The organism is Bradyrhizobium sp. 1 (assembly GCF_023073315.1).
Taxonomy (GTDB): domain Bacteria; phylum Pseudomonadota; class Alphaproteobacteria; order Rhizobiales; family Xanthobacteraceae; genus Bradyrhizobium.
This window is the reverse complement of the sequence record NZ_JADPJH010000039.1, coordinates 224,808-245,413: the sequence shown is the minus strand read 5'-3', so window position 1 is coordinate 245,413 and position 20,606 is coordinate 224,808. Positions and strand designations below refer to the sequence as shown.

Genomic DNA, 20,606 nt, shown 5'->3' with positions numbered 1-20,606 from the left:
GGCGCGGAACTACCGGAAGGCCCCGCACGAAAACAAAAAGGCCGGCACAAGGCCGGCCTTTCGTAACGATGGGACGTCGGTCGTGAAGATCAGTACTTCGCGACGATCGGGCCGCCAAAGGTGTAGTTCAGCCGAACCGTGGCCATATCCACGTCCTGCTTGATGCTGTCGCTGCGGGTGTTCACGCCGAGGAAGGTGAAGGTGTCGGTGTGCTTGCCCATGAACAAGTGATTGTACTCGACGGCGACCGACCAATTCGGAGCGAAGCCGAATTCGATGCCGGTGCCAACCGTGCCACCCCAACGCGTTTCGTTCGCGGTGTCGAGCGCAATGCCACCCAGAGTGCCGTTGAACTTGTTGTGCGTAACGGCTGCGCCGCCCTTCACGTACCAGAGCACGTTGTTCCAAGCGTAGCCCACCTGGCCGGTGAAGAGGCCGATGGCGTCGATCTTGGTGTTGTTCACCAGCGGGAAGAGAGCGGCGGGCGAGCTGACGTTCGAGCCCTTCAGGTCAGCCCAATCGCCCTGGGCTTCGAGACCGAACACCCAGCTGGCCGACTGCCAGCGATAGCCGATCTGGCCGCCGACGAGAGCACCGGTCGCATTGTGGCAACCTTCGGCCGTGACCGGAATTGGGGCGCCGCCGACGGCGGTGAGATCCCAGCAATTGTGGCTCGAGCCGCCACCAGCGTTGGCGCCGATGTAGAAGCCGGACCAGTTGTAGATCGAGGCCACAGCGATGGGAGCCTTGGTGTAGGGGCGCGCTGCGAGATCCGCGGCCGAAGCCGGAGCAGCGAGAGCGAACAAACAGGCCGAAGCCAACAAAACCTTTTTCATTTTCAACTTAATCCCAGTCCCGGTTTCTGTTCTTGGCCTTCCGTGCGTTCGGAAAGGCATCGGACGCCTTGGTCCAACTGATGTCGTACCTACACCATTGAAGCCGCAAGTTGTGTCTCTCAAAAGACACAACAATTACAAAATGTAATAGTCGCTGACGCATTGTCGCCGGCAGCGCGCAACAAAAAGGCCGGCGCGATGCGCCGGCCTTTGGTCCCTTAGCGGTATCAGAGGGATATCAGTATCTCGCGACGACCGGGCTACCCCAGTTGAAGTGATAGTTCACGCCTGCCTTGATGGTGTGGACGGTATCGGTCCACTCGGAGCGGTTGGTGGGCACGGCGGTGTACTGGATCGTGCTCTTGCCGAAATCGATGTAGTTGTACTCGACCTTGGCCGACCAGTTCGGAGCGAACATGTATTCCGCGCCGGCGCCGACGGTCCACCCCCAACGCCAGTCGTTCTGGACGAAGACGTTTCCGGGGATACCATCATAGCGATGCTGGATGTCGCCGACCGCTGCACCACCGCTGACGAACCAGAGGGCAGGACCGGTCGAATAGCCGAGGCGGCCCTTGATGTCACCGAAACCGCGGATCTTCGTGAAGTAGGTGTCGCCCACGCCAGCATTGATCTCGGCCGAGCGACCGCTGATGTCTGCCCAGTGATAATCGCCCTCGATGCCGAAGACGGCCGGGCCCTGCTGCCAGTTGTAGCCGAACACACCGCCGACAAAGCCGCCGCTGGTGTCATACTTCTGCGTCCCGGCGAAGATCGCCGTATTCGGAGCGCCGAAGAAGGTCTCGTCGCTACGGCCCCAACCGCCGCCGCCCTGCACGCCGACGTAGAAGCCGGTCCAGTTGTAGATGGGCGCGGGAGCGACCATCGGTGCCTTGGTGTAGGGACGCGCGGCCATATCCGCCGCATTCGCAGGAGCCGCCAAGCCCAACGCGGCGGCACCAAAAGCAACCAGCAAAATCTTATTCATTGTAGGTCTCCCCAAGTTTGCCCGCTTCTCACGAATTTCCCGAAGTGGGCCGTCAGGCGCGACGCGCATATGTTCTAATTCCGAGGCAAACGTAGCCCGGTTTGTCGCCAGAGTCCGTCTCTGAAATACAACAATCGAGAACGAACGGGATGGGAACTAAGTAGATGAATGCTAAGCTGTTTTCCTGTTTCGGGGAACTCAGGAAGGGGTTCCATCGAGTTCCGCTCCGTATACGCTTTTTTTGCGGCTGCTTTGTCCGATCACTCCGCCGTTATGGGTCGCACTAGCCTGAGAACAAAGCTGGAACGAGCCCGTCATCGATGCTATATATGGGGATAACCTGAGGGGTGGCGGGCTGATCCGCCGTCGCAAGCGTATAGGTTTGCCTCAACAGGGTGGCAGAGGACCGTTTCGCGCGGACCCCGCCTTTGAATCAGTGGCATTTGGAGTGGAGAGCGGCGATGGCGGGAAGCGTCAACAAGGTCATTCTGGTTGGAAATCTCGGCAAGGATCCTGAAATCCGCCGCACCCAGGACGGGCGGCCGATCGCGAATTTGAGCATCGCCACCTCCGAGACCTGGCGCGACAAGAACAGCGGCGAGCGCAAGGAAAAGACCGAGTGGCATCGCGTCGTGATCTTCAATGAAGGGCTCTGCAAGGTTGCCGAGCAGTACCTGAAGAAGGGCGCCAAGGTTTACATCGAGGGTGCGCTCCAGACCCGCAAATGGACCGACCAGGCCGGCGTCGAGAAATATTCCACCGAGGTCGTGCTCCAGGGCTTCAACTCGACCCTGACGATGCTCGATGGCCGCGCCGGCGGCGCGGGAGGCGGCAGCTTCGGCGACGAGCCCGGCGGCGATTTCGGCTCCTCGGGGCCCGTCAGCAGCGCACCGCGCCGCCCCGTGGCCGCTGGCGGCGGTGGTGGCCGCAACAACGACATGGACGACGATATCCCGTTCTGAGAGCAGACTGCACGGTCGAGAACGCGCCGGCCGGATCGGGCGGCGCTTGCCACGTCGTGTGAGCAAATCCAGCTAATCGACAGGAGGGGCTCGGGATTTCCGGGCCCGCTTCATGTTTGGGGTGAGCTCGGATTGAGCCACGGCAAGCGGGCTGACGAGAGCATTCGCCGCGCGATTGACCGGGCGTCCAAGGCAATTTTGGAAGGCCCCTTCCGGGTCCTTCCAAAACGCCGCTCGCGGGGCCTTAAGTTGTTGGAAAAACAGTCGGAAAAAGCGCTTCCCTAGGGCTTGCAAGGGTGGTTATCAGGGGGGTGATGCGCTATATGATTCCCAGACAAAAACTCACCGGATTCCCCCTTGGCTGACGACGACAACAAGCCCGGCGACCAGCCGGCGCAACCCTCGGACATTCGCCCCGTTTCCATCTACGAGGAGATGAAGAAGTCGTACCTCGACTACGCCATGAGCGTGATCGTGGCGCGTGCGCTGCCCGATGCGCGCGACGGGTTGAAGCCGGTGCATCGCCGCATCCTCTACTCGATGAACGAGCAGGGGCACACGCCCGACAAGAAGTACGTCAAATCCGCCCGCGTGGTCGGCGACGTCATCGGTAAGTATCATCCGCACGGCGACCAGTCGATCTACGACGCCATGGTCCGGATGGCGCAGGACTTCTCGATGCGCGTGCCGCTGATCGACGGTCAGGGCAATTTCGGCTCGGTCGACGGCGATCCCCCGGCCGCCTATCGTTACACCGAAGCGCGGCTGACGAAGGTGGCGCTGGCTCTGCTGGCCGACATCGACAAGGACACCGTCGACTTCCAGCCGAACTACGACAACAACGAGACCGAACCGTCGGTCTTGCCGGCCAAGTTCCCGAACCTTCTCGTCAACGGCGCGGGCGGCATCGCGGTCGGCATGGCGACCAACATCCCGCCGCATAATCTCGGCGAGGTCATCGACGCCTGCGTCGCGCTGATCGACAACCCTGCGCTTACCATCGAGGAGCTCATCAACATCGTGCCGGGACCGGATTTTCCGACCGGCGGCATCATTCTCGGACGCGCGGGCATCCGCGCTGCCTATCACCTCGGCCGCGGCTCGATCGTCATGCGCGGCAAGGTCGCGATCGAGACCATCCGCAAGGAGCGCGAGGCGATCATCATCACCGAGATTCCCTACCAGGTGAACAAGGCGACGATGGTCGAGCGCATCGCCGAGCTGGTCAAGGAAAAGAAGATCGAGGGCATCGGCGATTTGCGCGATGAATCCGATCGCGACGGCTACCGCGTCGTCATCGAATTGAAGCGCGACGCGGTGCCGGATGTGGTGCTGAACCAGCTCTACAGGTTTACGCCGCTGCAGACGAGCTTCGGCGTCAACATGGTGGCGCTCGACAGCGGCCGTCCGCGGATCATGCATCTGAAGGACCTGCTGGCGATCTTCGTCGACTTCCGTGAGCGGGTGGTCACGCGTCGCACCAAGTATTTGCTCGCCAAGGCGCGCGATCGCGCGCATATCCTGGTCGGTCTCGCGATCGCCGTCGCCAATATCGACGAGATGATCCGTGTCATCCGCACCTCGCCCGACCCGGCCACCGCGCGCGACACCCTGATGTCGCGCGACTGGCCGGCCCGGGACGTCGAGGACATGCTGACGCTGATCGACGATCCGCGTCATCGCATCAGCGAGGACGGCACGATCCGGCTGTCGATGGAGCAGGCGAAGGCGATTCTCGATCTGCGTCTTCAGCGCCTCACCGCACTCGGCCGTGACGAAATCCGCGAGGAGCTCGACAAGCTCGCCGGCGAGATCGCCGATTATCTCGACATCCTGCGGTCGCGTGCCCGCGTGCTTGATATCATCAAGACCGAACTTGCCGAGGTGAAGGCCGAGTTCGCTACCCCGCGCAAAACCGTCATCATCGAGCAGGAAGGCGAGGTCGAGGACGAAGACCTGATCCAGCGCGAGGACATGGTCGTCACCGTCTCCCATGCCGGCTACGTCAAGCGCGTGCCGCTGTCGGCCTATCGGGCGCAGCGCCGCGGCGGCAAGGGCCGCGCCGGCATGCAGACCCGCGATGAGGATTTCGTCGCCCGCCTGTTCGTGGCGTCCACGCACACGCCGATGCTGTTTTTCTCGTCGCGTGGCCAGGTCTACAAGGTGAAGGTCTGGCGGCTGCCGATGGCGGCGCCGAACGCGCGCGGCAAGGCACTGATCAACATCCTGCCGCTGGAGCAGGGCGAGCGCATCACCACGATCATGCCGTTGCCCGAGGACGAATCCACCTGGGGCAATCTCGACGTGATGTTCGCCACCACCGGCGGCAATGTCCGGCGCAACAAGCTGTCCGACTTCGTCGACGTCCGCCGCTCCGGCATCATCGCGATGAAGCTTGATGAGAATGAAGCGATCGTCGACGTCCAGATCTGCACCGAGCGCGACGACGTGCTGCTGACCGGCGCCGCCGGCCAGTGCATCCGCTTCCCCGTCACCGACGTGCGCGTGTTCACCGGGCGCACCTCGATGGGCGTGCGCGGCATTGCGCTTGCCGAAGGCGACAAGGTGATCTCGCTGGCGATCCTGCGCCACATGGAGACCAGTTCGGACGAACGTTCGGCGTACCTCAAGATGCGCCGCGCGGTTGCCGGCGAAGCCGCGACTGAAGAGCCGGCGGCGGATGCCGAGGCCGAAGAGACGACCTCCGGCAGCTTCCAGCTTCCGCAGGAGCGCTACATCGAGATGTCGGCGGCCGAGCAGGTCGTGCTCACCGTCTCCGTCAACGGCTATGGCAAGCGGACCTCGTCCTACGAGTACCGCACCACGGGCCGCGGCGGCAAAGGCATCGTCGCAATGAGCGTCAACAACCGCAACGGCAACCTCGTGGCCTCGTTCCCCGTCGAGGATGCGGATCAAATCATGCTGGTCACCGACAAGGGCCAGCTGATCCGCTGCCCGGTCGAAGGCATCCGCGTCGCCGGACGCTCGACCCAGGGCGTGATCGTGTTCGATACCGCCGAGGACGAGCACGTGGTGTCGGTCGAGCACATCACGGAAGAAGCGGAGAGCGGGAATGGTACGAACGGAGAGTCGAACGGGGAGTGACACGGAGCCCTGTGGCGCTCGCGTGCCACTCCACTGTCGTCCCGGACAAGCGAAGCGCAGATCCGGGATCTATAGCCACACGGAGATGTTGTAGCGCGAGATTTGTGGCCTTGGGTCTTCGCCAAATTACTCCCTGTGGCTATGGGTCCCCGCGTCCGCGGCGACGAACCGAAATTGTTGCGCGGTCATTGCGGCCCGCTAAATCTCCAGCTCCGTCCCGAACTCCACCACCTGCTTGGTCGGCACGCCGAAGAACGCGGCGGAGCGTTCGGCGTTGCGCTGGAGGAAGGCGAACAGGCCTTCGCGCCAGACCCACATGCCCGGGACGTCCTCGCTCGGGATGATGGTCTCGCGGCCGACATAATAGGTGATGTCGGAGAGGTCTATGCCGGGCAGCTTGCCCTGGCGGCAGGCGAGCGTCAGTCCCTCATAGATCGTCGGGTTCTGCATGAAGCCGTAATGCAGGACCACGCGGGTGATGCCGGTGATGATCTCGATCACCTCGGCGCGGTCCGTCTCGGTGATGTGCGGGGATTCCTCGATCAGCACGGTGACGAGGATGATGCGCTCGTGCAAGACGTGGTTGTGCTTGACGAACTGCGTCAGCGCCAGCGGCACGCCGTTCGGCGCCGACGCCAGGAACACTGCGGTGCCCGGCAGCCTGGCGCTGCACTTGTTCACTGCAGTCTCGATCAGATCCTCCTCGGGCTGCCGCAGCTTGCCGCGTGCGGCCTCGACCAGCTTCACGCCGCTGCGCCAGGTCATCATCATGAAGGCGACGAGGGCCGCGAGCAGCAGCGGAAACCAGCCGCCTTCGAACAGCTTGATCGAATTGGCCGCGAAGAAGATCACGTCGATCACGAAGAAGAAGCCGTTGACGGCAACCACGAGCCACGGCGAATAGCCCCACTGGATTGCGACCAGTGCGGCGAGCAACGTTGTGATCGCCATCAGCAGCGACACCGCGATGCCGTAGGCGCCGGCCAATGCTTCCGAGGTGCCGAAGCTCAAGACTGCGCCGAGGGTTGCGGCGGCGAGCAGCCAGTTCACCAGCGGCACGTAGATCTGGCCCATCGCGTCGCTCTGGGTGTGGCGGATCTGCATGCGCGGCAGGAAGCCGAGCTGGATCGACTGCTGCGTCAGCGAGAACACGCCGGAGATGATCGCCTGCGAGGCGATCACGGTTGCGACCGCCGAGAACGCGACCAGCGGATAATGCAGGACGTCAGGGCAAAGCTGGAAGAAGGGATTCTCGATCATGCTGGGATCGGTGATCAGGAGCGCGGCCTGGCCAAAATAGTTCAGCACCAGCGCGGGCAGGCAGATGGCGAACCAGGCGAGCCGGATCGGCAGGCGACCGAAATGCCCCATGTCGGCATACATGGCTTCGCCGCCGGTTACCGCCAGGAACGCCGCGCCGAGGATCGCGAAGGAGACGTGGAAATCCTGATGGATCAGGAAATCGAAGGCATAGAGCGGACTGAGCGCGGCCAGCACCGCCGGCGCCTTGACGATGCCGTGGATGCCGAGCGCGGCGAGCACGGCGAACCAGGCCAGCATCACCGGTCCGAAGATGCGGCCGATGAAGCCGGTGCCCTGCTTCTGGATCATGAACAGCCCGATCAGGATCGCGACGGTGATGGGCACGACAACCGGCGCAAGCGAGGGCGCGTCGACCTTCAAGCCTTCGATGGCTGAGAGCACCGAGATCGCGGGCGTGATCGCGCCGTCGCCATAGAGCAGGGCGGCGCCGATGAGGCCGACGACAAGGAGATGCGCGCGCCAGGTGCCGGGTTGGGCGTGACGGGCATGCAGCAGCGCCAGCAACGCGACGATGCCGCCTTCGCCGCGGTTGTCCGCGCGCAGGATCAGCAGCGCGTATTTCAGCGAGATGATCAGCAGCAGGGCCCAGAGGATCAGCGAGGCAACGCCCAGGACAGCTTCGGGAGTGACTGTCGCACCATGGGCGGCCGCCTTGGCGGCTTCCTTGAGGGCGTAGAGGGGGCTGGTGCCGATATCGCCATAGACCACCCCGAGGGCGCCCATGGTCATGGCAATTGGCAGCGGATTAGGGGGATGGCCGGAGGCAACTGCGGGCGTACTGGACAAAGGTAACCCCCCGATGGGATCGCGCCCGCCGGGCCATTCCGACGGGCGCGAGCATCACGCAGTCTGCGACGGGACGTCGCAAATATCCATCGGTTTTGTCTTTGGGGGGTTGTCTTGGGGTTTTGTCTTGGGGGTTTGTCTTGGAGTTTATATCGGGAAGTACCTGACGCGAAACTGACAGAACCTATGGCGTGCGGTCGGCGGTCACGAGGCGTGCCTCGCGGATAGCGTTGGTCTTGGTGCCGGCACGGCGCAGGCAGGACGCTTCGAAATTCGGCCAGGCCTGCTGCGAGCAGTCCTTGCCAATGGTCCTGATGTCGAGACGGTCGGCCTTGGCGAGCGGCTGCGGCACGCTGGCTTCGACGGTCGGTGCAAAGCCCGGCAGGAGGGTGAGGGCAGTAGCAACACACGCAGCGATTGCGATCGCTGAAAGAGCCTTGATCATTGACGGTCCCCTGTGGATGCGGCCGCTACGCCCAGTGTGCGGCCCGTCGTTCGTTGGGCAGATTAGTAACCATGGCCAGTTTCCGGACGTCTTCGCGGATACGGGAAATGGTTTCGTTCGCGGTCCGTTTTGTTTCGTGGCTGCCCCGAGGACGAAACAATCCGGCGGTTTCCGACAGGGATCGGCGGAAAAACCGGCAAGAAACTGACAAGGAACCTGCCCGGCTTGCCGGGCCGGGCCGGGCGCGGTAGGAGGAGGCCATGCCGCGCATTGCCTTTTATCCGGGTTCCTTCGACCCCATCACCAACGGCCATCTGGACGTCGTCCGGCATGCCGTTCCCCTGTGCGACAGGCTGGTGGTCGCGATCGGCGTCCATCCCGGCAAGAAGCCGCTGTTCTCAACCGAGGAGCGGCTGAAGATGCTTCTGGACGTCTGCGGGCCGGTGGCGGCCCAGGCCGGCTGTGCGCTGGAAGCTGTGACGTTTGACGATCTGTCCGTGACCGCCGCACAGAAGCATGGCGCGACCATCATGATTCGCGGCCTCCGCGACGGCACTGACCTCGACTACGAGATGCAGCTTGCCGGCATGAACGAGGCCATGGCGCCGGAGGTGCACACGGTGTTTCTGCCGGCTTCTCCCATGGTCCGCCCGATCACCGCCACTTTGGTGCGCCAGATCGCAGGGATGGGCGGAGATGTCTCGACCTTCGTGCCGCCGCTCGTAGCCAGCCTGCTCAAGGCCAAATTCGCCGGATAACGGCGCGCTTCCTTAATCTCACCTGATCCGGAGTTCTCATGATCCGTCGTCTCGCAATTCTTGCCACGATTTTTGCCGCGCTCTTCAGCGCAATCCCGGCGGTCGCGCAGCAACTGCCGGCGAACCTCGACAAGGCCAACGCGCTCGTCATCGACACCACCAAGGGCCGCATCGTCATCAAGCTGCGCACTGATCTGGCGCCGCAGCACGCCGAACGCCTCAAGCAGCTCGCGCGCGAGGGCTATTACAACAACGTGCCGTTCCACCGCGTGATGGACGGCTTCATGGCGCAGACCGGCGACGGCGAGAAATTCAACGGCACCGGCGGTTCGAAATACCCGAACCTGAAGCAGGAATTCTCCAAGGTGCATTTTGCGCGCGGCATCGTCGGCATGGCCCGGCGCGGCGACAGCGTGGACACCGCCAACTCGCAGTTCTTCATCATGTTCGCCGACGGCGGCAGCCTCGATAACCAGTACACCGTGATCGGCGAGGTCGTGCAGGGCATGGACGTCGTCGACAAGCTGAAGAAGGCACCCCCCGGCTCGGCTGGCGGCGCGGTTACCGATCCCGACAAGATGGTGAAGGTCCAGGTCGCCTCCGACATCAAGTAGGATGGACCATGGCGCGCTGCGGCAACAGGCTTTTGCTGGCTGCCGCGGTGCTGCTGCTTGGCATCTCCGGTGCGACCGCCGAAGATGCGCGGGTTAACACCATCCAGGACATCTTCCAGCACTTGCGCACCTGCTGGAAGCCGCCGCCGGCCAGCAAGGCTCGCCCACTCGACATCACCGTCGTCGTGAGCTTTAACCGGTCCGGAAACATTTTGGGCCATCCGAGGATTTCCTATGAATCCGCGGAGGCCTCCGACAATGACCGGCTGCAATACCGGATCGCGGTGATGGAGGCGTTGCAACGCTGCACGCCGTTGCCATTTACCGATGCAATGGCCGGCGCCGCCGCAGGGCGTCCATTCGCGATCCAGTTCCGCAGCCGCAAAACTTCACCTCCAACGCAAGAGAGACCAGCATGAGCGCCACCGAAAACACCCTGATCCTCGAGACCACGCAGGGCCCCGTCACCATCGAGATGCGCCCCGACCTCGCGCCCGGCCATGTCGCGCGCATCAAGGAGCTGGTTCGCGAAGGCTTCTACGACGGCATCGTGTTCCACCGCGTGATCGACGGCTTCATGGCGCAGACCGGCTGCCCGCAGGGCACCGGCACCGGCGGTTCCGGCAAGAAGCTGAAGGCCGAGTTCAACAAGGAGCCGCATGTGCGCGGCGTCACCTCGATGGCCCGCGCGGCGAGCCCCGATTCCGGCGACAGCCAGTTCTTCATCGTGTTCGACGACGCCCGCTTCCTGGATAACCAGTACACGGTGTGGGGCAAGGTCACCGAGGGCATGGAGAACGTCGACAAGATCAAGCGCGGCGAGCCGGTCCAAAACCCCGACAAGATCGTCAAGGCGCGGATGGCCGCGGACGCCGAGTAACGCCTGCGATCGTGCCCCGCTTCGGCGGGGCGCGACAAGGTATCAAACGTGCGCACCGACCTCTTCGATTTCGACCTGCCTGCCGAGCGCATCGCATTGCGCCCCGCGCACCCGCGCGACTCCGCAAAAATGCTGGTCGTGGAGGGCGGCGCGTTGCGCGACCAGACCATTGCCGAGCTGCCGCAATGGCTGAAGCAAGGTGATCAGCTCGTCGTCAACGACACCAAGGTGATTGCGGCACAACTCAAGGGCCGCCGCATCGGCCGCGAGACCGAGCCGAAGATCGAGGCGACGCTGATCAAGCGCCTCGACGGCTCGCGCTGGCAGGCGCTGGTGAAGCCCGCGAAGAAGCTCACAGCCGGCGATCGCATCCGCTTCGGTAACGAAGGCAAGGTCTGCCTGCTCGGCCATCTCGACGCCGAGGTCGAGGCCAAGGGCACCGAGGGCGAGGTGACGCTGTCGTTCTCGTTCCACGGTCCGGCGCTCGACCAGGCCATCGCCGATCTCGGCAGCCCGCCGCTGCCGCCCTATATCGCCTCCAAGCGCACGCCTGACGATCAGGACCTCGCCGACTACCAGACCATGTTCGCAGCCAACGAAGGCGCGGTTGCCGCGCCCACCGCGGGGCTGCATTTCACGCCAGCGCTGGAGCAGGCGTTGCGCGCGCGCGGCGTCGGCATCAACCGCGTCACGCTGCATGTCGGGGCAGGGACGTTCCTGCCGGTGAAGGTCGATGACACCGAGGGCCACAAGATGCATGCCGAGTGGGGCACGATCTCGGCCGAGACGGCGGAGCGGCTCAACACCGCTCGCAAGAACGGTGGCCGCATCATCGCCGTCGGCACCACGTCATTGCGGCTACTCGAAAGCGCTGCCAGCGAGGACGGCACCATTCAGCCGTTCACGGCCGAGACCTCGATCTTCATCACCCCCGGCTATCGCTTCCGCGCCGTCGATATCCTGATGACCAATTTCCATTTGCCGAAGTCGACGCTGTTCATGCTGGTATCGGCATTCTCGGGACTCGAGACGATGCAGCAGGCCTACGCGCATGCGATCGCGAACGCCTACCGGTTTTACTCCTATGGCGACGCGTGCCTGCTGTTTGCGGGCGAAATAGGCGACCCTCCCGGTCGGTAACGTCCCATTCCTTGGTTTGCTGCGCTGCAAACTAAATCGGACGCCACATCCCGCGCGTGCTACAAGCAGGAATGAAACCAGTCCTCTTCGTCGTTTTGATCATGATCTGCCATCCTTGCATGGCCCAGACCGCCCCCGACGCAGCGGTTCCGAAAGTGGAACTGTCAGTGCGCGACCAGATCAAGGCTGGTCGGGCCAAGGAGAAGGCCGAAGAGAGAGATGGTCCGCAGGCACGGGCCTGGGACCGGGACTCCAACGGCAAACGTCCTTGGGACTTCAAGGAACAGACTACGAAATAGCCAGCGCTTAGGGCGGGTCATGCCTGCGGTTGCGCGAAGCGCATTCCGTCGGCGTCACCCACCCCACGCTGTCTTGGTTACGCCATCACGCGCTGCGGCAAGAGCTCTGCGATCTGGATCGCGTTGAGCGCGGCCCCCTTGAGCAGCTGATCCGCCGCCACGAACATCGAGATCGAATGCCCGGAGGGATCGCTGAGGTCCTTGCGGATGCGGCCGACCAGCACGTCGTCCTGGCCCGAGGCGTCAATCGGCATCGGGAAGTAGTTCTTCACGCGGTCGTCGACGACCTTCACGCCCGGGGCCTGCGCCATGATGGCGCGGACCTGGTCCTCGGTGATCGGCTTCTCGCATTCGAAGGTGATGGCTTCGCAATGCGCGCGCAGCACCGGCACGCGGACGCAGGTCACGCCGATCGCGATCTTCTCGTCCTCGAAAATCTTTCGGGTCTCCTTGATGACCTTGGTCTCTTCGTCGTTGTAGCCGGTCTCCGGATCGACCGCGGTGTTGTGGTTGAAGAGATTGAAGGCGTAGGGGTGCGGCATCACCTTGGGCGTATAGACCTGCCCGTTGAGATTGGCGCGGGTGGACTCGACGAGCTCCTCCATCGCGGCGGCGCCGGCGCCGGAGGCCGCCTGGTAGGTCGAGATGATCACGCGCTTGATGCGGTTGTTCTGGTGGATCGGCCAGAGCGGCACCAGTGCGGTGATCGCGGCGCAGTTCGGGTTGGCGATGATGCCCTTGTGGTCGCAGATGCGGTTGCCGTTGACCTCGGGGATCACCAGCGGCACGTTCGGATCCATCCGGAAGGCGGACGAGTTGTCGACCACGACCGCGCCGGCCTTGACCGCGATCGGTGCGAACTTCTTCGAGATGCTGCCGCCCGCGGAGAACAGCGCGATGTCGACGCCCTCGAAGGCGCGCTCGGTCAGCTCCTCGATGACGACGTCCTTGCCGCGGAATGATACCGTCTTGCCGGCCGAACGGGCGCTGGCGAGCGCCTTGAGCTTGCCGACGCGAAAGCCGCGCTTGTCCATGGTGGCGATGAATTCGGCGCCCACCGCACCGGTGACGCCGACAATCGCGACGACGGGATCGTTACTCACTGTGTCCTCCATTCCATTTCGGTTGAGCTGAGATTTAGACAACAAAAAAGCCCCGGACCTTTAAGGCGGGGCTTCGGTAGAGCTGATGCGTTTTAGTCGACGACTACACGCGCACGCCTCCCCGGGCCCCGAAGGCCGTGGTGGTTTTGGTCGTGCGTTTGGTGGTCGTGAACATGGCGGCGACTTATGCGGGAGAGTTTTACGCCCGTCAATGGCTTTTCGGCGGGATTGTGGCCGCCGCTATTTCGTTCGGGCGCCGGGCGGCTCGAGAATGACCTCCTTGAGGTCGTCGCCGCTGATCACGACGATCGCGAAATTGAGCCGGCCGCCTTCACGCACGAGGCCACCGCTGATCGCCTTACCCGAAGCCGCGCGTTCGGCAACATGCACAGCATCCGCGAGGCGGTGCCTGATCGCACCGAGCGCTGCGAGATTACTGCGATCGTCGCCGTCGAGCTCGGCAAGGGGGAGGGCGGCTTCACCGCCGATCAGCTCGCCGGTCGTGGCATTGATGGTGTGGCGCCAGATCCGGTCGTTGTGCAGGGTCTTCACCCGGTAGACCGGTACGCCCGAAGCGCCGTCGAAACTCACATCCGCTGTCGTGGCGCCGGCGTGACGGGCTTCCGCAATCGCCATGGCCTGGCTGATCGAGATCGAGGAGCTGCGGAATCGTTCGATTTCGCGGCTGACCGCTTGGCGGTCCGCCTCAGTGTCACCATCTGTGTCACTGCGAAGCGCGGTCGGCGTGCCCGCGGTCACGATCGCTTGCGCGGGCGCTGCGAGCAGCAGCGCGGGCAAGGCGATCGCAAGCAGTCGTGAGGTCCATCTTTTGGCTGTCGTCATGCTCGAAACTCTCGGCCAGCGAGTGTGCCGGATGATCGTAAAAAATTCGCGGCCGACCTTGGGCGTCGGCCGGCCGCGGAGCGTCGCGACGGGCTGTACCCGCCGCGGCGATCTTAGCGATACGGACCTCTTTTGGGGCTGGTGAAAAAAGAAGCCTGTATCGCTTATAACTAAACCATACCGTATCGTTTTATTTTGGTCAACGGCGAGCGCGTGTTGCCCCAGGGGATAGATCGCAACCTCACGGAATTGTCAGCGGGACGAGCGTCGCCGCGGTGTGACTTTGGGAGTGCCCCGAACGCGGTCCGCAGATCCAAGTGCACCGGCAAGGAACAGCTTGATCGCGGCGCGCATGCGCTTCTCCGCGGCCTTCATCTCCGGCGGCGTTCCAAACGTCGCCAGGCGGTGGTTGTGACCAACGACGACGTCGAGGAAGACTTCGGCCGCGATGGTGGTGTCGTCGACGTCGAGCGCGCCCTGCGCCACCAAATGGTCGAAGAAGCGCGCGGTGGTCGCGACGGCTTTCAACCAGCCTTCCTCCTTGCCGAGCTTGGCGATGTCGGGGAAGTTGATGGCCTGTGACGTCATCATGCGGCTGAACGCGACGGCATCGGGTCCGCAGGTGAAGGTCAGCATCTCGCGCCCGATCTCGACCAGCCGCTGCTCGACCGAAATATCCGAAGCACTGCCGAGTTGCATCTCGGCCGCGGCCGATAGCGGCGCGAGCCAGCGCGCGATTTCGCGCCTCAGCACGGCGGCAAACAGGCCGCGCTTGTCGCCATAACGGGAATAGACGGTGGGTTTGCTGACGCGGGCGGCTTCCGCAACCGCATCGAGCGAGGTCGCGTCGAAGCCGCGATCCAGGAACAGGCGGGTGGCGACCTCGATCAGCCGCTGGTCGCGCTCGATCGCGGCGGACTTGGTCGGCCGGCCGCCGCGCGACTTCGGCAGTTCGCGCCGTGACGCGGCGGTTCTGGTCCTGGTCGCAGTCAATCCCATGCCCAATGATTCCTGCGCGTTGCTCGTCACTTGCTCTATATCGCGCAGGAGCGGAGGCGTCATCGCGAATCTGGCCGAATTGACCGTATCGTCAACGGTTTCAGCATGGCCTCGTTCCGTCACGCGCGTTCACGGCAGCGTCGAAGACCACGCCTGGCCGGATGCGGCCTTCTCATATCCGTATTGATACAGCGCCCGCATATAGGCGGTGTCGAACCCTTCCGTGGGCGGCGCGGGATAGTCGCGCGCGATGTAGGACAGGTGGAAACCCAGCCGGTTGCGCTTGGCGAAATCATAGGTCGAGAAGATGATCGAGCGGGTCTGCGACTGTGTGATCGCCGACAGGCTGCGCGAGGCAACGTCGATGGTGCTGTTGGACACCAGCTCGAAATTGCGTTCGATCTTCTTGTTGACGAGGATGTAGATGTCCATCTTCGCGGTGCCCGGAAGGCGGCTATCCTGGAACAGCAAAGCTTCGGGCAACGTCAGCACCGGCGACGTCACGCCGCCGTCGACATGCATCTCCTGAAATTTGCGGCCCTGGCCTTCGGCGTCGATCATGATCGGCGGGAATACCAGCGGAATGCTGGCCGAGGCCGCCATCACGTCGCGAAACAGTTTGAGCGCTTCGGGCGTGCCGACCGCGGCGATCTTGCCCATGTCCCAGATCGCGGTGCGCTGGGTGTCGAGATCGGTGGTTACGATCAGCAGCCTTCGTCCCCTGGCGTTTTCGCGCGCGACCTGCGTCATGATCTCGGGACCGACATAGCGGGCGACGAGCTCGCGCAGCCGCGTATTGCCGAACAGGCCGGAGCCGAACAGCACGCGCATGATGCTGGGGTCGTTCAGGAGGGTCTCCGCGATGCCGCTGGTGTAGACGTCCTTCAGCGTGTCGTCATATTGCCGTCCAAGGAAGGCAAAGGGCGCGATCAGGCCGCCGGTGCTGACGCCCGAGACCACGGAGAAGTTCGGGCGGGTGCCGGCGGCACTCCAGCCATTGAGCACGCCGACTCCGTAGGCGCCGTCCGCGCCTCCGCCGGAGAGCGCGAGATAGGATTTCGTCGCGGTGCTGGTGTCTTTCTCGAAGCCGAATTTGGTGATCGGCTCGTCGGCGTAGCGCCTGAGGCCGTCGATATCGAGCACGCGCGATGTGCTGGCCTCAGCGGCCGTATAGGGCGTCCGGGGCAGGGAGGTGCAGGCGCCCAGCGCAAGGATGCACATCAGGACCAGCCCTGTGGTCAGGCGGGCGGCTGTCTGCCTTATCCAGCCACGAGAGGGGGCGGACGTTTCGGTCGAACATGAAGCAGGGGGCATTGGCGGTGGCTGGCGATCACGCATGTACTGCCGCCGGCAAACCTCGCCGCAGCATCCCGTCCAGCCCCCGCGGAAAAACTACACTGTATCGTTTTGTTTAGCAAGATGCGGCGGATATCACGTCCGCGTCAAATGTGTCCCAGACTGATGCAGCAATCACCTCGCGGCGGGTTGATCGGCCTCGCCTGACACGCAATAAGCACGGCCATGAATCCTCCCGATACCGATCACCCCAATCATTTCGAGCTGCTCGCCACCGATGGCGCCGCGCGCACCGGGCGCCTGACGACGCCGCATGGCGTGGTGCGGACGCCGGCTTTCATGCCGGTCGGAACCGCCGGCGCCATGAAGGGCATGCACTGGCGCGAGGTGCGCGATGCGGGCGCCGACATCGTGCTGGGCAATACCTATCATCTGATGCTGCGCCCCGGCGCCGAGCGGATCGCAGCGCTCGGCGGCTTGCAGACATTTACCGGCTGGAACGGCCCGATGCTGACGGATTCCGGCGGCTTCCAGGTGATGTCGCTGGCGGATTTGCGCAAGGTCACCGAGCATGCCGTCACCTTCCGCTCGCATATCGACGGCGCCAAGGTCGAACTGTCGCCGGAGCGCTCGATCGAGGTGCAGCGCCTTCTCGGCTCCGACATCGCGATGCAGATGGACGAATGCGTGCGTCTGCCGGCCGAGCGCGACGACATCGAGCGCGCAATGCGGCTGTCGCTGCGCTGGGCCGAACGTTCCAAGCGCGCCTTCGAAAGCGCCCCCGACGGCTACATGCTGTTCGGCATCGTGCAGGGCGGCGACATCCCGCAACTTCGTCATGCCAGCGCCGCAGGGCTCGTCGAACTCGGCTTTCACGGCTATGCGATCGGCGGCCTTGCCGTCGGCGAGCCGCAGGCGGTGATGCTGGCGATGATTGACGAGACCGCACCGATGCTGCCGCAAGAGCGGCCGCGCTATCTCATGGGCGTCGGCACGCCGGACGACATCCTCGAAGCCGTCAAGCGCGGCATCGACATGTTCGATTGCGTGATGCCGACCCGCAACGGCCGCCACGGCGTCGCCTTCACCCGCTTCGGCCAGGTCAATCTGCGCAACGCACGCCACGCCGACGATCCACGTCCGCTCGACGAAGACAGCTCATGGCCCTCGACGCGCGACTGCGCGCGCGCCTATCTGCATCATCTCGTCAAGGCGGGCGAGACGCTGGGGGCGATGCTGCTGTCCGAGATCAATATCGCTTACTATCAGTCCCTGATGCAGGGCATCAGGGACGCGATCTCGCACGGAACGTTTGAGGAGTTCTATCAGCGTACGCGTGAGGACTGGGCGAAGGGCGACATCGCCCCGCGCTAAGGCGTGACAGGCGTCAGTTGCAGACGATCCGCTTGACAGCGTGCTTGGTCACGAAGCCGTAGCCGCAAGTGTCGCAGGTCCAGAGATAGCTGATCATGTGGTCCGAGACATAGGCGGATGCTTCGGCGGCGACCATGGAGTCGGCGCAGACGGGACAGGTGGGCAACTCGCTACAACGCGGATCGCGGTGGTGCGCTACGGTCGACAGCACTTCAGCAACTGCTGACATCGTGGTGACCTCCCTGCTTTGAGACGTAAGTCTAACATAAGCAGAAGCCGTTGACGAGGTCGCGACACAAAGGCGTTGGCTTTTATAAAATTGGCATCACCTTGACGTGTCCATCAACGGTTTCCGGTCGGGCTTCGCAGCGCAAACTGCTCGTGTGCATTGCGATAAGCCGCGGCGCTGCTTCGCGCGTCGCGACGTTCGATTACTGCGACGCACCCTGCCGGCTGAGAGCCGGCTCGAGAGCGACTGGACTCCTGCGGTCCGAGCGGAGCTTGCGTCCGAACGCGATCGCGGGTTTCTCGACGAGGGAATATGTCATCCAGCTGACAAAAATCGACGACGCCACGACCTCGGCGACGAAAACGAGCCATCCCAGCGGCTCGTCGCCAACCCAGGCGTAATGATGGACCCAGACCATTGCGAACGGCGACATCAGGTAGACCGAATAGCTGATGACGCCGACGAACGCGATCGGGCGCCAGGCCATCCGTTCGCCGAACGCGGCGAACATGATGAAGACGAGAGCTGCGCAGACATAGGCTCCGCCGATCGAATAGCTGTAGAAGAAATTGTCGTCGTAGACCCCGCCATAGCGGCTGTTGCACAGCGTGATGGCGAAGAGGGCGTAAAGCGCCGTGCAGATGGCGACATGCCGCCATCGCAGCGTTCCCGAGATGACGGTGTCGCGAATGATCTTGCCGAGGAACATCGCCGACAGGTTCAGCCCGGCCTCCATCAGCACCCAGGCCGCCCTGTCCTCGACCAGGACGGCGACCGCGGTGCCGGCCAAGGCGGTTGCAACGACGATCGTGACGGCGGTGAGGCGTTGGCTCAGCAGCCCTGCGGCGAAGAGACCGATGCAGACAACATAGAACAGCAGCTCGATCGTCAGCGTCCAGTAGAAGTCCCAGAGATGAGGGACCTCCAGGAAGGATTGCAGCATCGTCAGGTTCGCGGCGATCTGCGACACGGGATAGGACTTGGACTCGACCGCCTGCATCGTGACCAGCCCGATCACGATCGAGGTCCAGTAGGCCGGATAGAGCCGGAAGAAACGACTGATCGAAAAGTCGTTCACGGGAGACGCGCTGCTGGGAAAGCTGAACGGAATGACGAAGCCGCTGACGAAGAAGAACAGCACGACGCCGAACCGGCCGAAATTCATGTAGTAGCCGATCACGTCGTGAAAGATCGCATGATACGCGCCGGTCGGGTGCTCCCGCACGATCACCTCGAGCGCATGCTGGACCACTACCGACAGGACTGCGATCCCGCGCAGGGTATCGATGAAGGCGAGCCGTCGATGCATCATGCGTTATCTGCCGCTTCCACCCACGTCCGATGACCAGATCGGCCGCATCGTCCCGACCGCAACGGACATCGCCTGTCGGGAGGGTATCTGGCTAAGGCACAAGCGGTAATCAGGAGGCTGGTCCGGCAGTTCAGCACGGCAATCGTGAACAGATTGACAACGGGGATCGGCAGGAGGGTCAGCCCGGCGCCTGAAGATGACGAACGGCCGACCGGCTCACATAATTTTGCTATCAGGCGGGTTCCATGTGGGCCGCATTGTCGCTTGCGTGCCGCCGCAAGCTGTCTGTAACTGCGCCACGGCCGTACAAATTGTCGCCATAGGGAGTTCATGATGGACGCATCGTCCAAAACGGGTGCCGCGCACCAACCCGGCCGTGGCCGGATCTATGACTCGATCGTCGATGCTTTTGGCGACACGCCGATCGTGCGGTTGCGCCGCCTGCCAGGCATGCACGGCGTGAACGCGACGATTTTGGCGAAACTTGAATATTTCAATCCGGCCGCAAGCGTGAAGGACCGCATCGGCGCGGCCATGATCATCGCCATGGAGAAGGCCGGTATCGTCAAGCCCGATACCGTGCTGATCGAGCCGACCTCGGGCAATACCGGCATCGCACTCGCCTTTGTGGCGGCCTCGCGCGGCTACCGGCTGAAGCTGGTGATGCCGGAATCCATGTCGATCGAGCGGCGCAAGATGTTGGCCTTCCTCGGCGCCGAGCTGGTGCTGACGCCGGCGGCGCAAGGTATGAAGGGCGCGATTGCCACCGCCGAGGAGCTGTTGAAGACGACGCCGAACTCGGTGATGCCGCAACAGTTCAAGAACCTCGCCAATCCCGAGGTGCACCGCCGCACCACCGCGGAGGAGATCTGGAACGACACCGGCGGCAACATCGATTACTTCGTGGCCGGCGTCGGCACCGGCGGCACCATCACCGGCGTCGGCCAGGTGCTGAAGCCGCGCAAGGCTTCCTTACGCGTCATCGCGGTCGAGCCGGAGGAGAGCCCGGTGCTGTCAGGGGGCCAGCACACGCCGCACAAGATCCAGGGCATCGGCGCAGGCTTCGTGCCTGACATCCTCGACCGCTCGGTGATCGACGAGATCGTGAAGATCAACTCGACGACCGCGATCGAGACCACGCGCGCGCTGGCGCGGCATGAGGGCATTCCCGGCGGCATCTCCTCGGGCGCGGCGATCGCGGCGGCGCTTGAGATCGGCAAGCGGCCGGAAGCTGCGGGAAAAACCATCCTGGCTATAGTGCCGTCCTTCTCCGAGCGGTATCTTTCCACGGCTCTGTTTGAAGGAATCTAGCAC

At 63.5% G+C, this 20,606-nt stretch carries 20 protein-coding genes; 10 read left to right on the top strand and 10 right to left on the bottom strand.

The annotated features are described in order from the left end of the window. Nucleotides 1–89 precede the first annotated feature (89 nt). Both IVB29_RS38260 and IVB29_RS38255 read right to left on the bottom strand, forming a co-directional pair. Nucleotides 90–836, bottom strand: a complete 747-nt coding sequence (locus IVB29_RS38260; protein WP_247508598.1) for an outer membrane beta-barrel protein — start codon at nt 834–836, stop codon at nt 90–92. A gap of 238 nt (nt 837–1,074) precedes the next feature. Continuing rightward, entirely contained in the window at nt 1,075–1,824 is a 750-nt protein-coding gene (locus IVB29_RS38255; RefSeq protein WP_247508597.1) for an outer membrane beta-barrel protein, read from the bottom strand. A 461-nt stretch (nt 1,825–2,285) separates the two neighbouring features. Between IVB29_RS38255 and IVB29_RS38250 the strand changes: the two genes are divergently transcribed. After that, nucleotides 2,286–2,786 carry a single-stranded DNA-binding protein gene (locus tag IVB29_RS38250; protein ID WP_247508596.1) on the top strand — a complete coding sequence of 167 codons (501 nt, stop codon included), beginning with the start codon at nt 2,286–2,288 and terminating at the stop codon, nt 2,784–2,786. Between the two features lie 357 nt (nt 2,787–3,143). Next, a complete protein-coding gene (gene gyrA / locus IVB29_RS38245; RefSeq protein WP_247508595.1) occupies nt 3,144–5,891 on the top strand; it encodes a DNA gyrase subunit A in 2,748 nt (915 codons plus the stop codon). Between the two features lie 198 nt (nt 5,892–6,089). On the opposite strand, the gene IVB29_RS38240 is transcribed toward gyrA, so the two are convergent. Beyond that, complete coding sequence (locus IVB29_RS38240) at nt 6,090–7,943, bottom strand: KUP/HAK/KT family potassium transporter (protein WP_247508594.1); 1,854 nt, start codon at nt 7,941–7,943, stop codon at nt 6,090–6,092. 241 nt (nt 7,944–8,184) lie between these two features. Then, a complete protein-coding gene (locus IVB29_RS38235; RefSeq protein WP_247508593.1) occupies nt 8,185–8,445 on the bottom strand; it encodes a hypothetical protein in 261 nt (86 codons plus the stop codon). A 260-nt stretch (nt 8,446–8,705) separates the two neighbouring features. On the opposite strand from IVB29_RS38235, the gene coaD reads away from it, so the two are divergent. The 6 genes from coaD (at nt 8,706) to IVB29_RS38205 (ending at nt 12,136) form a co-directional block, all read left to right on the top strand. Next, nucleotides 8,706–9,203 (top strand): pantetheine-phosphate adenylyltransferase, encoded by a 498-nt coding sequence (gene coaD, locus IVB29_RS38230; RefSeq protein ID WP_247508592.1) that lies wholly within the window; start codon nt 8,706–8,708, stop codon nt 9,201–9,203. Nucleotides 9,204–9,241: 38 nt separating this feature from the next. After that, nucleotides 9,242–9,817, top strand: coding sequence for a peptidylprolyl isomerase (locus tag IVB29_RS38225; RefSeq protein WP_247508591.1), 576 nt, complete (start codon nt 9,242–9,244; stop codon nt 9,815–9,817). Nucleotides 9,818–9,825: 8 nt separating this feature from the next. Beyond that, a complete protein-coding gene (locus IVB29_RS38220) occupies nt 9,826–10,236 on the top strand; it encodes a TonB C-terminal domain-containing protein (RefSeq protein WP_247508590.1) in 411 nt (136 codons plus the stop codon). Beyond that, entirely contained in the window at nt 10,233–10,697 is a 465-nt protein-coding gene (locus tag IVB29_RS38215) for a peptidylprolyl isomerase (protein WP_247508589.1), read from the top strand. Before IVB29_RS38220 ends, IVB29_RS38215 begins: the two co-directional genes overlap by 4 nt. A gap of 48 nt (nt 10,698–10,745) precedes the next feature. Next, a complete protein-coding gene (gene queA / locus IVB29_RS38210) occupies nt 10,746–11,837 on the top strand; it encodes a tRNA preQ1(34) S-adenosylmethionine ribosyltransferase-isomerase QueA (RefSeq protein WP_247508588.1) in 1,092 nt (363 codons plus the stop codon). A gap of 71 nt (nt 11,838–11,908) precedes the next feature. Further along, entirely contained in the window at nt 11,909–12,136 is a 228-nt protein-coding gene (locus tag IVB29_RS38205; RefSeq protein ID WP_247508587.1) for a hypothetical protein, read from the top strand. 77 nt (nt 12,137–12,213) lie between these two features. On the opposite strand, the gene IVB29_RS38200 is transcribed toward IVB29_RS38205, so the two are convergent. The 4 genes from IVB29_RS38200 to IVB29_RS38185 form a co-directional block, all read right to left on the bottom strand. After that, complete coding sequence (locus IVB29_RS38200; protein WP_247508586.1) at nt 12,214–13,251, bottom strand: aspartate-semialdehyde dehydrogenase; 1,038 nt, start codon at nt 13,249–13,251, stop codon at nt 12,214–12,216. 228 nt (nt 13,252–13,479) lie between these two features. Then, nucleotides 13,480–14,082, bottom strand: coding sequence for a PepSY domain-containing protein (locus IVB29_RS38195; RefSeq protein WP_247508585.1), 603 nt, complete (start codon nt 14,080–14,082; stop codon nt 13,480–13,482). Nucleotides 14,083–14,334: 252 nt separating this feature from the next. Further along, on the bottom strand, nt 14,335–15,081 hold the full coding sequence (locus tag IVB29_RS38190) for a TetR/AcrR family transcriptional regulator (protein ID WP_247508584.1): 747 nt from the start codon (nt 15,079–15,081) through the stop codon (nt 14,335–14,337). 129 nt (nt 15,082–15,210) lie between these two features. Next, on the bottom strand, nt 15,211–16,419 hold the full coding sequence (locus IVB29_RS38185; RefSeq protein ID WP_247508583.1) for a patatin-like phospholipase family protein: 1,209 nt from the start codon (nt 16,417–16,419) through the stop codon (nt 15,211–15,213). 183 nt (nt 16,420–16,602) lie between these two features. Here IVB29_RS38185 and tgt point away from each other — a divergent pair, with 183 nt between their 5' ends. Beyond that, nucleotides 16,603–17,751: a tRNA guanosine(34) transglycosylase Tgt gene (tgt, locus tag IVB29_RS38180; RefSeq protein WP_247508582.1), complete on the top strand. Its 1,149-nt coding sequence runs from the start codon at nt 16,603–16,605 to the stop codon at nt 17,749–17,751. Between the two features lie 13 nt (nt 17,752–17,764). Here the strand turns inward: tgt and IVB29_RS38175 are convergent, their stop codons facing one another. Together IVB29_RS38175 and IVB29_RS38170 are read right to left on the bottom strand one after the other, a co-directional pair. Then, nucleotides 17,765–17,980 carry a hypothetical protein gene (locus tag IVB29_RS38175; RefSeq protein WP_247508581.1) on the bottom strand — a complete coding sequence of 72 codons (216 nt, stop codon included), beginning with the start codon at nt 17,978–17,980 and terminating at the stop codon, nt 17,765–17,767. 202 nt (nt 17,981–18,182) lie between these two features. After that, a complete protein-coding gene (locus IVB29_RS38170) occupies nt 18,183–19,292 on the bottom strand; it encodes an acyltransferase (RefSeq protein WP_247508580.1) in 1,110 nt (369 codons plus the stop codon). A 333-nt stretch (nt 19,293–19,625) separates the two neighbouring features. Between IVB29_RS38170 and cysK the strand changes: the two genes are divergently transcribed. Continuing rightward, the gene (gene cysK / locus IVB29_RS38165; RefSeq protein WP_247508618.1) at nt 19,626–20,603 is read left to right on the top strand and encodes a cysteine synthase A; all 978 of its coding nucleotides are present in this window, start codon (nt 19,626–19,628) and stop codon (nt 20,601–20,603) included. The last annotated feature ends 3 nt before the right edge of the window (nt 20,604–20,606 follow it).